The 12,995-nt window shown below is 73.3% G+C and carries 12 protein-coding genes; 4 read left to right on the top strand and 8 right to left on the bottom strand.

Features of this window, described 5'->3' with window-relative positions; all coding sequences use genetic code 11:
- Positions 1–464 (top strand): GAP family protein (locus CHR28_RS09810; protein WP_179272371.1); only part of this gene is annotated, 464 nt, incomplete at its 5' end.
- On the opposite strand, the gene CHR28_RS37690 is transcribed toward CHR28_RS09810, so the two are convergent.
- From CHR28_RS37690 to CHR28_RS09785, 5 genes are all read right to left on the bottom strand, one after another.
- Positions 449–2,248, bottom strand: coding sequence for a cation:proton antiporter (locus CHR28_RS37690; protein WP_094053121.1), 1,800 nt, complete (start codon positions 2,246–2,248; stop codon positions 449–451). The genes CHR28_RS09810 and CHR28_RS37690 overlap by 16 nt on opposite strands.
- A gap of 72 nt (positions 2,249–2,320) precedes the next feature.
- Positions 2,321–3,718 carry a chloride channel protein gene (locus CHR28_RS09800; protein ID WP_256984193.1) on the bottom strand — a complete coding sequence of 466 codons (1,398 nt, stop codon included), beginning with the start codon at positions 3,716–3,718 and terminating at the stop codon, positions 2,321–2,323.
- Positions 3,719–3,734: 16 nt separating this feature from the next.
- Entirely contained in the window at positions 3,735–4,052 is a 318-nt protein-coding gene (locus tag CHR28_RS09795) for an SHOCT domain-containing protein (RefSeq protein ID WP_094053120.1), read from the bottom strand.
- Between the two features lie 62 nt (positions 4,053–4,114).
- Positions 4,115–4,573 carry a DUF6325 family protein gene (locus tag CHR28_RS09790; protein WP_179272370.1) on the bottom strand — a complete coding sequence of 153 codons (459 nt, stop codon included), beginning with the start codon at positions 4,571–4,573 and terminating at the stop codon, positions 4,115–4,117.
- A 135-nt stretch (positions 4,574–4,708) separates the two neighbouring features.
- Positions 4,709–6,046: a hypothetical protein gene (locus CHR28_RS09785; RefSeq protein ID WP_256984192.1), complete on the bottom strand. Its 1,338-nt coding sequence runs from the start codon at positions 6,044–6,046 to the stop codon at positions 4,709–4,711.
- A 218-nt stretch (positions 6,047–6,264) separates the two neighbouring features.
- On the opposite strand from CHR28_RS09785, the gene CHR28_RS38255 reads away from it, so the two are divergent.
- The gene (locus CHR28_RS38255) at positions 6,265–7,587 is read left to right on the top strand and encodes a C40 family peptidase (RefSeq protein WP_256984191.1); all 1,323 of its coding nucleotides are present in this window, start codon (positions 6,265–6,267) and stop codon (positions 7,585–7,587) included.
- 69 nt (positions 7,588–7,656) lie between these two features.
- Positions 7,657–7,893, top strand: a complete 237-nt coding sequence (locus tag CHR28_RS09775; RefSeq protein WP_094053119.1) for a hypothetical protein — start codon at positions 7,657–7,659, stop codon at positions 7,891–7,893.
- A gap of 135 nt (positions 7,894–8,028) precedes the next feature.
- Here the strand turns inward: CHR28_RS09775 and CHR28_RS09770 are convergent, their stop codons facing one another.
- Together CHR28_RS09770 and CHR28_RS09765 are read right to left on the bottom strand one after the other, a co-directional pair.
- The gene (locus CHR28_RS09770; RefSeq protein ID WP_094053118.1) at positions 8,029–9,678 is read right to left on the bottom strand and encodes an FAD-dependent oxidoreductase; all 1,650 of its coding nucleotides are present in this window, start codon (positions 9,676–9,678) and stop codon (positions 8,029–8,031) included.
- A gap of 39 nt (positions 9,679–9,717) precedes the next feature.
- Entirely contained in the window at positions 9,718–10,632 is a 915-nt protein-coding gene (locus CHR28_RS09765) for an AurF N-oxygenase family protein (RefSeq protein WP_094053117.1), read from the bottom strand.
- 294 nt (positions 10,633–10,926) lie between these two features.
- Between CHR28_RS09765 and CHR28_RS09760 the strand changes: the two genes are divergently transcribed.
- Positions 10,927–11,193 (top strand): hypothetical protein, encoded by a 267-nt coding sequence (locus tag CHR28_RS09760; RefSeq protein WP_094053137.1) that lies wholly within the window; start codon positions 10,927–10,929, stop codon positions 11,191–11,193.
- Positions 11,194–11,369: 176 nt separating this feature from the next.
- Here the strand turns inward: CHR28_RS09760 and CHR28_RS09755 are convergent, their stop codons facing one another.
- The gene (locus tag CHR28_RS09755) at positions 11,370–12,854 is read right to left on the bottom strand and encodes a cellulase family glycosylhydrolase (RefSeq protein ID WP_094053116.1); all 1,485 of its coding nucleotides are present in this window, start codon (positions 12,852–12,854) and stop codon (positions 11,370–11,372) included.
- Positions 12,855–12,995: the final 141 nt, after the last annotated feature.

The following is a 12,995-nucleotide window of genomic DNA, read 5'->3' as shown; positions in this document are numbered from 1 at the left end:
ACGAGCGGCCACGCGGCGGGCCCGTCACCTCGGAGCCGCGCCCGCCGGCGCCCGCGCCCGCGCCCGCGCCCGGGCACGCCCCCGACCCCGACCCCGCCGCCCCGCCGCGACCCGAGCGGTCCTCCTCCCTCACCTCCCGCATGGACCGCGGCTCGGCAGGGGCGGCGGCCGGACTCGCCGTGCTCCTCCAGCCGTGGGGCCTCGTCGCCGCCGGAGCCACCACGGTGGTGAGCGCCGACACCTCCCATGCCACGACCTGGCCGGTCCTGCTCGCCTTCTGCCTGCTCGCCAGCAGCACCCTGCTCGCCGCGGAGCTGTACGTCGTGTTCAGACCGGCGCAGGCGCGCAGCCGACTGCTCAGGCTGCGCACCTGGATGCAGAACCACGCGGAACGGGCGATCGTCGCCGGCAGCATCGTCATCGGCCTGTGGCTGACGGGCCGGAGCATCTACGGGCTGGCCTGACCACCCTCGGCGCCCCGCCCGACGGCCGGGCCGGGTACGGGGCCCAGCGACACCAGGGTGTCGTGCCGCGCTCCCGCGACCCGCCCGTCCTCGGTGGCGGGCTCCAGCCGGCCGTCCCCGCGGACGACGAAGAGCGGGTCGTGGCCCGGCGGGAGCGCGTCCGACGCGGGCTGCAGGTGGAAACGCGCGCCGCCTTCGTGGCGGGCCGCCAGGACGCGACGGACGAGACCCCGGCCGAACAGGGTCTGCCCGGAGCCGTGCAGCGCCCCCACACCCCGGCCGCCGGGCGACGGACCGACCCGGTACACCGGCCCGTCCACGCTGTCCCGCAGGACCACCGAGACGAGTGCGTTGAAGTCGTCGTCGTCCGTCAGCAGGTACACCGAGGTGATGCCTTCCAGCCGGGCCCGCGGATCGGTGGCCACGGCCGGCAGTTCCTCGGCGGCCGGTTCGATGCCCGCCGCCTCGATCCTGGCCCGCTGCTCCGCCGGCCCCGCCCACATCAGCACGTCGACCCCGGCGGTACGCAGCGCCCGGGCGAGGTCCACGGCCCACGGGTCCCCGCCCAGCAGCAGCGGCCGGGCCCGCGGGGCGCCCACCAGGCCCAGCCGCCCGGCCACGGGCCGCGCGGTCAGCCCGTAGACGAGGACGGTTCCGACGATGACCAGGAACGTGACCGGGAGGATGGTGCCGGCGTCGCGCAGCCCTTCCGAGGCGAGCGCTCCGGCGAAGGTGGTGGCCGTGGCCGCGGCGACGATCCCGCGCGGGGCCATCCAGCCGACGAAGGCGCGTTCCGCCGCCGCGAGGTCCGTCCTCGATGTGGACAGCAGCGCGACCAGGGGCCGCACGGCCAGCACCAGCGCCCCGACCAGCGCGAGGGCCGGCAACAGCACCGGCACGAGGCTGCTCGGCGTCACCGTGGCGGAGATGGAGACGAAGAGCAGACCGATGATCAGCCGGACGAGCGTCTCGAAGAACGGCCGCCGTACCGGCATGTCGAAGCCGGGGACGTTCGCGGCGATCAGGCCCGTGACGATGGCGGCGATGAGCCCGGTGTCGTCGTACACCGCGTCGCAGCAGGCGGCCACCACCACGACGACGGCCAGCTGCGCGAGCGTGCCGAGGGTCTCCCCGAGGCGCAGCAGCTGCAGCGTGAGCCAGAGCAGGGCAGCACCCACCACGCCGCCCGCGAGCCCGACGGCGATGCCGCCGAGGAACGCGCCGACCCGGAAGTGCCCCGGCTGCAGACCGCCGGAGACCAGGGAGTGGAAGACGACGGCACCGAGGATGCCGCCGACGGCGTCGATCAGGGAGCCCTCCCACACCAGGACGCGGCGGACCTTGTCCGACGGCCGGACATGGTCGAGCAGCGGGCCGACGACGGTCGGCCCGGACACCACGAGGATGACGCCGATCATGCTGGCCACGGCTGCCGGCACGTCGAACAGCACCGGTGCCAGAGCCATGACCGCGGCCCAGGTCAGCACCACCTGGAACACCAGCAGCCGGACGACCGCCCTGCGGGTCGCGCCCTTGAGCAGGCGCAGGTCCAGACCCAGTCCGGCGTCGTAGAGGATGAGCGCCACCGACAGCGACACCAGGGCCGAGAAGTCCTGGCCCACCAGCTTGTCCGGATGGACGACGTCGGTGAGGGCTCCGGCGGTGAACCCCGCGGGCAGCAGGACGATCAGGGCCGGGATGCGCAGACGGCTCGCGAGGATCTGGGAGCCCACGGCCAGGGCCACCGTCAGGGCCAGGCCCAGCAGGATCTCGTCCTCGCTCACCGTGCTCCCGTCCCGTCCGGTGCCGTCGCCGGGGGGCGGGCCGCCCCCGAGCCCCGGGCCGAGCCGGCGGGCTCAGCCGCGCGCGGCACGGTTCCGGGCCGGCTCGGCGGCCGGTGCGGCCGGTGGCCCTGCGGGCTTGCCCAGCGCGGGGACGGCATGACCGGCGGGAAGCAACTGGACCGTGACGAAGGACGCCACGGCGGCGAGGATCACGACGGGCGTCATCCCCGTGTCGCCGAGGACGAGGACGACCAGCACCACACTGCTCACCGGCAGGCGCAGGGTGGCCGCGGAGGCGGCCGCCATGCCCGCCGCCATGCCGGGCACGATCCCCAGGCCGGGCAGCGGCGCCAGCAGCACGCCCAGCGCGGCGCCGAGGAACAGCGACGGGAAGATGGGACCGCCGCGCAGACTGCCCAGGCACAGCGCGTAGGCCGCCGCCTTGCACAGCAGGACCGCGACCAGGGCGCCCACACTCCAGGCGTGCGGGTTCTCGGCGAGCCGGCCCAGGGTGGCCTCGCCGGACGACGCCACGTCCGCCGGCGTCCGGTCCGTGGTCAGCGCGTAGACCGCGGCGCACCCTCCCGCCGCCAGGGCACAGACGGCCGTGTGCACGACGGGGCGCCGCGCGACGAACGCCGCCGTCAGCCGCCCGGCGTCCAGGACGAAGTGCAGGGCGAAGGCGATCCCCACGGCCATGAGGACCGACCACACCACGTCGCCGGTGTCGAGGCGGGGCGCGGAGACCCCGAGGTCCACCGACAGGTTGCCGGTGGACAGGCCGGTCCAGCGGCCGAACCCGGTGAAGACCAGCGAACCGATCCCGCTGGACAGCAGTGCCGGCAGCATCACCGCGAACAGTTGCGGGCCGCCCACGCCCGCCACCTCGATGAGGATCACTGCGCCCACCAGCGGGCTCCCGAAGATCGCCGGCAGTGCGGCCGCCGCCCCCGCGGCGCCGAGCAGCGCCGCGCTCTGCGGATTCACGGGGGCCCGGGCCAAGTGGGCGAAGAGCAGGGCCAGACCGCCGCCGAGCGCGATCAGCGGAGCCTCGGGGCCCAGGGTCGCCCCCAGCGGCAGGCTCGCCAGGGCGGCGAGGATGACGCCCGGCAGGGCGGCCGGCACCATTCCCGGCGCGTGCAGACCGGCGGCGGGGACATGGCCGCCCGCTCCCCTCAGGTGCCGGACCACCAGCCCGACCGCCAGCCCGGCGAGGGTGAGCAGCGGCAACGGCCACCACCACGGCGGGCTGTCCCAGCCCAGTTGTGCGGGCAGTTCGTCCCAGAGCTGGTGCTCCAGCTCGTGCAGACCGGCCAGGAACCAGAAGGCGGCCAGCGAGACCGGGACGCCGATGAGCGCGGAGAAGACGAGCGCCTTGCGGTACGCCGGACTGCGCAGCAGCTCCCGCAGGCGTTCGGCCTCCTCCGGCTGCGTGCCGCCGCCGGGCGCGGACGGGCGTTCCGGCTCCACGCCGATTCCCTCCGCCTCAGCCGAGGAGCCGGCTCTTCTGGGCCGCGAACTCCTCCTCGGTCAGCACCCCTTGCGCCTTGAGGTCGGCGAGTTGCCTGAGCTGTTCGATCCTGGTGGTCATGGCGTCGTCCGGCGGTGACGCGGCGGCGCTCTGCGCCGGGGCGGCCGGCTGGGGTGCGGCCGGCTGCGCCGCGGGCTGCTGGTAGGCGAGCGCGCGTGCGCTGTCCTGCTCGGCCCAGCGGCCGGCCTGTCGCCGCGAGACGCGGTTGGACACGGCTGTGGCCGTGCCGGAGATGACGGCGGTGCGGGCGATGCCGCGAAGGAGTCCTGGCATGTCACTCGTCTCCCGGGTCGGGTGCGAGAAGAGGCGGCGCCGGGCCGGCGCACGCCCTCGTCTCACGGGGTCGTCACGGCTCCGCCGGGTGCCGCCTCGACGGCGTCCAGCGAGGCCAGCAGCGCGTCCGCGGGGATACGGCCGCTCGCCACCATCTGCGCCCCGCCCCGTCGCAGCGCACGGGCCAGGGGCGCGGCCCAGACGTTCTCGTACACGAGGACGGCCGCGGAGTTGCCGGGCTCCAGCGCGGCGCCCGCCTCGTCCAGGTCGCCCTGGTCCAGCAGACCCGAGGAGGCTCCCTCGAACACCGTGAGCTCGGTCTCCTCTCCCAACTCCCGCAGCTCCACCCCCACGACCGATCCGTCGGTGTCCTTCCGGACGAAGACGAGGTCGAGGATGCGGATGACACCGCGTTCGACCAGGTCGACGAGGAGGGGGAGGCCCTCACCCGTCATACGGCTGCCGGGGAACTCGACGATCAGGTAGTCCACGGGCCCCATGTCCTCGATGTCCTGCTGCATGGCCACTCCTTCGAGGTGGGTTCGGCCTCGGCCACGCCTCCTGGGGCGCCGGTCGGCCTCGGCGCGTCCGGAAGGACGGCTCCTCAAGCCATTGCAGCACTCGGCCTGGGCCCCTGCATGTCCGGACGGCGGCGATCAGTGCGCGGCGGCTCGCGTCGGGGAGTCGGCGGGCGGCGCCTGGGGAGCGTCCAGGAATTCGCGGATCGCGAAGCCCACGAGGGTGAGCACGGCGGTCCACACCACGACCGCCGTGGTCGGGTAGCTCCAGGTGAACAGGACGACGACGGCGATCAGCAGGATGGCCGCACCGATCCAGCGCTTGAAGCGGTGGACGAACCGCCCGACCCCACCGAGACGCAGCCCCGCCGACGTCGCCACCTCGCGCAGACCGCCGATGCTCCTGCGGCAGCCCGTGCGGGTGAGGACGGCGATCCGGGACGGCCCGGCGAGGAAGGCGCCGGCGGCGGTGAACAGGGCGACCGCGGCGAGCGCGCGCACACCGGCGCGCAGGAATCGGACCAGCGCGTCGTAGACCGAGCCCGCGGCGCCCTGCGAGGTACCCGGGGGCAGGTGGTCGAGATAGACGTCGCGGGCGACGGTGAGGCCGATCCCCAGCACCAGCATGGCGACGAACACGGCCAGCGCGGCCCCGATCAGCGCATGACGGCGGTTGAAGGCCACGAAGACTCCCGCGGCGGCGACCAGCAGTGTGATGACGGGCAGCCAGCCGCCGAGGATCTGCAGGACGCGCACGTAGGTCTTGATGTCGCCGACGTCCTCGGAAGCGAAGACCACGAAGTTCGTCTGCACGTCCGGGATCTTCTCGGCGACCGAGAGACCGGCGTCGACCAGGCGCTTCTTGACGTCGGCGACAATCGGTCCGAGGTCGACGACGACCTCGTTGTTCTCCAGCTTGACCACGCTGTCGGACTGGCCCGTCAGCGCCTTGTCCAGTGCCGCGTGCGCCCTGCGGTTGGCGTTCACCCACACCGTCTCGAAGGCGCTGCTGGTGACCACCCGTTCCACCGTGTTGCCGACCAGTTGCTTGAGTCCGCTCTCGATCGGGCCGTCGAGGTCGTTCAGCAGCTGGGCGACCCGGGGCGGGACACCCTGCTGTGCGGCCGCGTCCGTCAGCTCCTTCACCAGCGCGTCCACGTCGATCTGTGCCAGGACGGCGTTGGTGATCCGGTTGGTGGCCGCCTGCTGCACATCGGGATCGCTCGCCAGCGGGCCGACGGTTTCGACGTAGCGGTCCGTGTCCTCCACGACGCTGTTCGCCCAGACCGCGACGACGGACAGCAGGGACAGCAGCGCGGCGAGGAGGATGAGCAGGACCGAGCCGAGCGAACGGAACGGGTGGTGCCGGGCAGCACGGGAAGCCCCGCCGCTCTCCAGGGCGTTGACCCGCTGTCGCAGGTCGTCCAGCTCGTCGCGCTCGCGGGCGGAGAGCTCTTCGTCACCGCTGTGGCTCATGGCCACCAGCAGATCCGTCGCGGGCGCGGTGCGCGAGCCGGGTGCAGCCGGGCGGGTGACCTGGGGGAGGGGCGAAGGTCACAGAATCATATCGGGCGTTTCGGGCTTCGATCTTCACGGAAGGCTCACAAGTTGGCTAAGTTGGGCACCGCGTGCACGACTTCCGCCATCAGGCAGGCGATCTCGTGCACTCCCGGACGGAAGGAGCGCGCTTGCCCATGGCGCCGGAACGAACCTCGCGCCCCGAGTTGGCCGACATGGAAGAGCCGAGTCCCGAAGAGGTCCGGCGGTATGTCGACCGCCTCTACGACCGGGCCGAGAGCGACACGGGCACCTTCAACGCGACCCGCGCCGCGGCGATCCCGCGCCAGCGGGGTACGGCCGTCCGCGGCCGGTCCGAGGACGACGTCGAACCGGCGATCGGAACCCTGGCCCGGCAGTGGTTCGACGCCGCGCGGGCCAAGCTGGGCCCCACCGTCTCGGCGTCGCAGCCGGACCGGAGGCCGCCGGCGCTTCCCGAAGGTCCGCCCCGGGCGGCACGCCCCGAGCGCTCGGTGGAAGCGCGCCCGGAACCCCTGGCCCTCGAAGCACCCAAGGCGCCCACCGGGGTCGCGCGCGAGCTGCCCGCCGGGCCGGAGCGGACGCCGGCCACCGGTTCCCTCCCCCAACTCCCGCAGCAGCGCGTCTCATCCACAGTGGTGGGGGAGTCCCGGTGGGACGAGAGCGAGTGGCGCACCGGCGCACAGCCGGTGCCGGGCGGGGGCGACGCGGCGGCGTGGCCGGTGTACGAGCCCGCACCGGCGTCCGCCCCGGAGACGGGTGCGCTGCCCACCGTCCCGGAACCCGCCCCGGCTGCCTACCTGGCGGATCTCCCGCTGAGCGGGGCCGAGTTGTACGGGGACGTGCCCGCGACCGGCGCGCCCGCGCCGTACGCCGACCTCGCGGGAGCGGCTCTGCCGGCGGACCCCTCCGCGTACCTCACCACCGGTTCCCCGGTCGACGCGCTCACGGCGACGTACGGCGCAGGTCTGCCGGACGTCTCAGCGGTCCTCGAAGCTCCCGCTCCGACGGTGCTCCCCGCGTCGGCCGTCGCGCCCGCCCCTGCCGCCCCTGCCGCCCCGACGGTGCCGGCCGGTTCCTGGCCGGCGCCAGCGCCAGTGCCGTCACCGGAGGTCGGTCATCGCACCCAGGCCGAGCGCGTGATCGCCTTCGCCCGGGCACAGATCGGCCGGCCCTGTGTGTGGGGCGCGGTCGGTCCGGGGTCGTACGACGCCCCCGGGCTCACCCAGGCCGCGTGGAAGGCCGCCGGTGTCACGCTTCCCCGGAGCGCCGAGGCCCAGTGGACAGCGGGCGTGCAGGTCCCGCTCGCCGAGGTCCGGGCCGGAGACCTGGTCTTCTTCCACGACGACCTCCGCCATGTCGGCATCTGGAGCGGCGACGGCATGATGATCCACGCCCCGGGCCCGGGAGCGCTCATCCGTGAGGAGTCGGTGTTCTTCGCGGGCCAGTCGGAGATCAGGGGCGCGGTCCGCCCGGCGTGACGCGGCCGGAGGGAAGTGAGACGCGGGGTTCCGCCATGTCCCCGGGGGAGTCGGGGCACTTGAGGGCTCATGACACTGCCCAAACCCCTGAAGAACGCACTGATCGTCGCGCTGACCTATGTCTGTGTCGTCTTGATCATGCGCTACCGAAGAGACGGCATGGACTGGGGCCCGGCACTCCTGATCGGCCTGCTGGTCACGCCCCTCGCTCTCCTGCTCTCCGCGGGCCGCGACCGGCTCATGGCCAAGGCGACGAGTGCGGGACGACGGGCGCGGGCCCGTCGCCGAGGGGAAGCGGCCGAGTGACGCGGGGCCGGCGCCACACCGCGACACACGGGGCGGCGCCCCACCGCGCCACACCGGGCGGCGCCAGGACGCGGCGCCGGGACGCGTGCCCTGGTGCGGCGCCGGGGCGTGTGTCGCGGAGTGACGTCCGCGGCTTCAGCGCACTGATCGGCGTCGGGCAGCCGTGACCAGGTCCGCGACGGTCGCGAGCTTGGCGCGCGGTCTGCCGTCGCGTCCGCCGCGCAGGCGCTCGGCCCGGTCGATGGCCGCCAGGCCGCGCGCGTCCACGAGCCGGGGCGCGCGGCGCCGGGCCAGGCGCCGGAAGGCCTTCGCGGGCCGGGCGGGCGCGGGAAGGACGCCCTCGACGGCGTCGGCGAGCAGACTCGTCACGGTCTCGGCGGCACACGCCCGGTTGGCGCCGATGCCTCCCGACGACCCCCGCTTGATCCACCCGACGACGTAGGCGCCCGGCAGCCCGGCCACCCGTCCCTTGTCGTGGGGAACCGTACCGGTCGTCTCGTCGAACGGCAGTCCCGGCACCGGTGTGCCCCGGTAGCCGATGGCTCGCAGCACCGTCGTGGCGGACACCGACGTGTCGCCGCTCGCGCCGGTCACGCGTACGGCCCGCACCCTCGCGTCGTCGCCCCCGACGATCTCCGCGGGCGCGGAGTGGAAGCGCAGCACGATACGGCGGCTCGGGCCCGGCGACTGTGACCAGTCCACCTTCTCGCGCCGCACGTCCCGCAGCACGGCGGCGAGTTCGTGCGGCCCGGCGGCGTCGATGGCGCTGCCGATGCGGGGGTCGTGGTCGTCGACGACCAGGTCGACGCCGGGCAGGCCGGTCAGGGCGAGCAGTTCGGGCCGGGTGCAGGCGGCGTCCTCCGGGCCGCGGCGGCCCAGGAGCACGACCTCGCGGACGGCGGCGTCGCGCAGGGCGCGCAGCGCGTGGTCGGCGATGTCGGTGCCGGCCAGCCGCTCCGGGTCGCTGACCAGGATGCGGGCCACGTCGAGGGCGACATTGCCGTTGCCCACCACGACGACGCGTTCGGCCGACAGGTCCACCGCGTCGGGGGCCACGTCGGGATGCGCGTTGTACCAGGCCACGAACGTCGTCGCGGACACGCTGCCCGCCAGGTCCTCCCCGGGAACGCCCAGCCGCCGGTCGCCCGACGCCCCCACGGCGTACACCACGGCGTCGTGGTGCTCGGCGAGTTCCTGCGCCGACACGTGCGCGCCGGCCTCCAGGCCCAGCAGCATCCGTACCCGGGGATGGGTGTGGAGGCGGGCGAAGGTGTCGCCGATCTTCTTGGTCGTGGGGTGGTCGGGCGCGACTCCGTAACGCACGAGGCCGCCCGTCACCGGCAGCCGGTCGATCAGCGTGACCTCGGCGTTGGTGTGCAGGAGCAGGTCCTGGGCGGTGTACATCCCGGCCGGCCCCGTGCCGACGACGGCGACGCGCAAGGGGCGGAAGTCGGCCGGCAGCGCACGGTCGAACGTCGGCCGGTCCCAGGCGTGGAAGTTCGGGCTGTCCGCGGCGGGTTCGGGCGTCGGGGTGCCGGCGAAGTAGGCGGCGTTGATCTCGGCGTACGCCTTCTGCGGGCCGGTCAGCTGATCCACGGGGACGACGGCGTCGACCGGGCACGCGTCCGCGCACGCGCCGCAGTCGATGCAGGCCCGGGGGTCGACGTGCAGCATCTCGGTGCTGCCGAAGGCCCGTTCCTGTGGTGTCGGGTGGATGCAGTTGACCGGGCAGACGGCGACGCAGGTGGCGTCGGCGCAACAGGTCTGGGTGATGGCGTAGGTCATGGGGTCCGCTCTGTTCGAACAGCGCTGCCGGCGGGCCGGTCAGATCAGGTGGGCACGCTGGTAGAACACCAGGGCCGGTTTGGTCAGCAGCCCGGCCGAGGCCAGGAACTCCATCAGGCCGGCGCAGCTGGAGCGCATCATCGCCTTGTGGTGCTCGTTGGCGCGGGCCTCGGCGAGTGCCCGCTCGGCGTCCAGTCCGGCGTGGGCGTACACGGACTTGTTCACCATGCTGGTCACGATGACGTACGCGGCGACGGCGATGACGAACGCGTGGATGTGCCGGCGGACCGGCCCCGCCTTCTCCAGGTGCCGCCGCGTCTCCTCGCGGGCGAACTTCATGTGGCGGGACTCCTCGACCACATGGATGTTGTTGATGGTCCTGACGAACGGCACGACCCGCTCGTCGCGCATCCAGTCGCGCTGCATGACGTCCAGGACCTCCTCGGCGACGAGGATCGCCGCGTACGCGGCCTCCCCGAACGCCAACGTCTTGAACACGCGGCCCAGTTCGATCGCCAGGCGGGGCGGGCGGTAGGCCGGTGCCCCGAGCTTCTTGGCGCCGCGGGCGAACATGATCGAGTGCCGGCACTCGTCCGCGATCTCGGTGAGGGCCCACTGGACGGTCTCGTCGGTCGGGTCCTCGGCGTAGACGTCCCGGAGGATCAGCTGCTGCAGGATCATCTCGAACCAGATGCCGGTGCTGGCCACGGAGGCGGCTTCCTGCCGGGTCAGCTCCTTGCGCTGGGCTTCGGTGAGCTCGTTCCAGTACGAGGTGCCGTACAGGGTGCTCCATTCCGGGCTGGCGCCGTGGAAGTCCTTGTCCAGCGGCGTCTCCCAGTCGACCTCCGTGAGGGGGTCGTAGGACAGTGTCGCGGCCGAATCGAGCAGCCGGCCGGCGACTTCACCGGCCTGGGTGCCGTGCTCGACTCGCGGCCGGGCGGTGCTGCTTGCCATGCTCCCAACTCCTCAGTCTCGAGTGACGGACCGTCTCCGTCGTGGCGCATGCGATCGCGGGGGCTCCGGCAGCGTCCCGAAGCCGGAGGGCTCCTTCGTCCGTCCGCGCGGAGACCGGGGGTGTGCCGCCGGGCGGGACGGGCCGAGGGCAGCGTGCGGTACGCGTCGCCGCCCGGCCCTTGTTAGACGGAATGTATAACAAGGGGGCGCGCTGAGCCTACCCCCGAGTAAGGAGGAGTACGCCGGATCTTCGCGGACCCGGCGTTGTCAGTGGTGGGTGCGATGCTGGCCTGCATGGACTGGGCGGAGATCATGCGGGGCCGGGTGTACGGCGCCGATCACGACGATGCCGGGCCCCGGCCGGACCGTGTCTACGCAGAACTGGTCGGCGGCCCGCTGGACGGGCTGCTGCTGGACGTCACCGGCCGGCCCGAGCGGGAGCTGCGCGAGGGAGTGGCCCTGCGCACCGAGATAGGGGCCCACGGCCCGGGCGGCCGTGCGCGGTACGCGCTCCGGACGGCGGACGACCGTCACCTGGACTGGCGGGGCGACAGCCCTTGACCCGCCTCCTTCGCGGCGACGCCGGCCATCCCTGAGCCGGCCGCTTCGCGGCGCCGCCGACAGCCCCTGAGCCGGGCTGTCGGCGGCGACGGCGACCGTGCGCCCCGCCCCTCCTGGCGCGACGGGCGGGGCCGTGTGGAGCGGGGTCGGACGGAGTGGGGCCGTGCGGAGCGGGGTCAGCTGGTCGGGAAGTCGTCGGGCGTGCGGATCTGGTCCCTGATCCACACCCCGGCCTGCTTCAGCTGAGCCGTGCCGGTCCAGGGGCCGTTGGCGTTGCAGGTGCCGGGCTTGAACACGGCGCCGGAGCGCTCGTCGTCGGAGAAGTTCCAGTTGACCCAGCTGATCTTCTTCGCCGCCATCAGGTCGAGGTAGCGCTTGGCCATGGTGAAGTCGTTCGCACCCTCACCGGCGGAGTTCTGCGTGCCGAACTCGGTCACGAACACGGGCAGTTTGTCGGCGGCGCGCGACAGGGTCGCGAGGTACTCGTCGCGGTGTGAGGACGCGTAGAAGTGGAACGTGTACGCGATGTTCGTGGCGTTGACCGGGCTGGCCGTGATCTCGTTCTCGTTGCTGCCGTCGGAGACGCCGAGCGAGGACCAGGCACGGGTGCCGACCAGGACCGGGGTCTCGGGGTCCTGCTGCCGGATGACCGGGATCAGCTGCTCCGCGTAGGACTTGATCCTCGACCAGCTCACGCCGTTGGGCTCGTTGGCGATCTCGTACAGCAGGTTGGTCTTGCTCCCGTGCCGTTGGGCGATCTCGGTGAAGAAGGTCCGGGCGCGGGACAGGTTGTGGTGGGGGTCGCCCGGGGTGAGCTGGTGCCAGTCCACGATGACGTAGAGGCCCCGCGCGGTGGCCTGCTCGATCAGACTGTGCACGAGGTCGGTGAAGCGCCGGGGGTCGGTCTCGTAGCCGCCCTCCTGTACATAGGTGGACACGCGCAGGACATCGGCGTTCCAGTCCTTGGCCAGGGCGTCGAGTGATCCGCTGGTGAGGCACTGGCTGTACCACTGCGTGCCGTGACTGCTCATGCCGCGCAGCTGTACGGGCTTGCCGTACTGGTTGCACAGCTTGGTGCCGCACACCCGCAGCTGCCCGTTGACGGCGGCGGGCGTGTCGCCGGCCGGGGCGCCGGGGGTGTCCAGGGAGAGGTGGTCGACGTTCGGGCCGCCGCCGGAGGTGGTCGCGGTCGCCCTGATGGTGTTCGCCCCGGCCTTGAGGTTCACGGTGAGCGTGCTGGTGCTCCAGGTGGTCCACGCGCCCGTGCCCGGGAAGGCCCGGCCGGCCGAGACCACCGCACCGTTCACCGCGATGTCCAGGGGGCGGTCGGTGGTGGTGCCATTGGCGAAGCGCAGGGTGAGAGCGGCGGGGCCGGCCTGCGGTGCGTTGACGCTCCACTGCACGTAACTTCCCTGTGCGTTCTCGTAGTTGACGAAGCCGCTGCCGGTGAAACCGGCGTGGTTGGACTCCACGGCCCCGCGCGAGATGGTGGCGGACTCCGCTTCGTACACGGTGGCGGCCCGGGGCGTGGGGGTGGGTGCCCTGTCGTCAGGGGCGGCGGCCGTGGCCGGAAGGGCGGCGGCCAGGGCCAGAGCCAGGGTCACGGCACCGGCCGTACCGGCGCGGCGCAGGGCGGGATGGGACGAGCGTAGCCAACTCATGGTCAGACTCACTCCATCGAGGTGGGGGGTAGGGCGGTCGCGGTGCAGAGGGCCGACCGCGTCTCCCTGGAAGGAAGGAAACGTTCCTAACTATTCAAAGGAGTAGCGCACGTTCAGCATGCTGAGCAAGAGGCGGGATGG

Origin of the sequence: Streptomyces sp. XY006, from assembly GCF_002237655.1 — a bacterium.
Taxonomy (GTDB): domain Bacteria; phylum Actinomycetota; class Actinomycetes; order Streptomycetales; family Streptomycetaceae; genus Streptomyces; species Streptomyces levis.
Note: the sequence above shows the minus strand (reverse complement) of the source record. Positions and strands in the feature narration are given on the sequence as shown.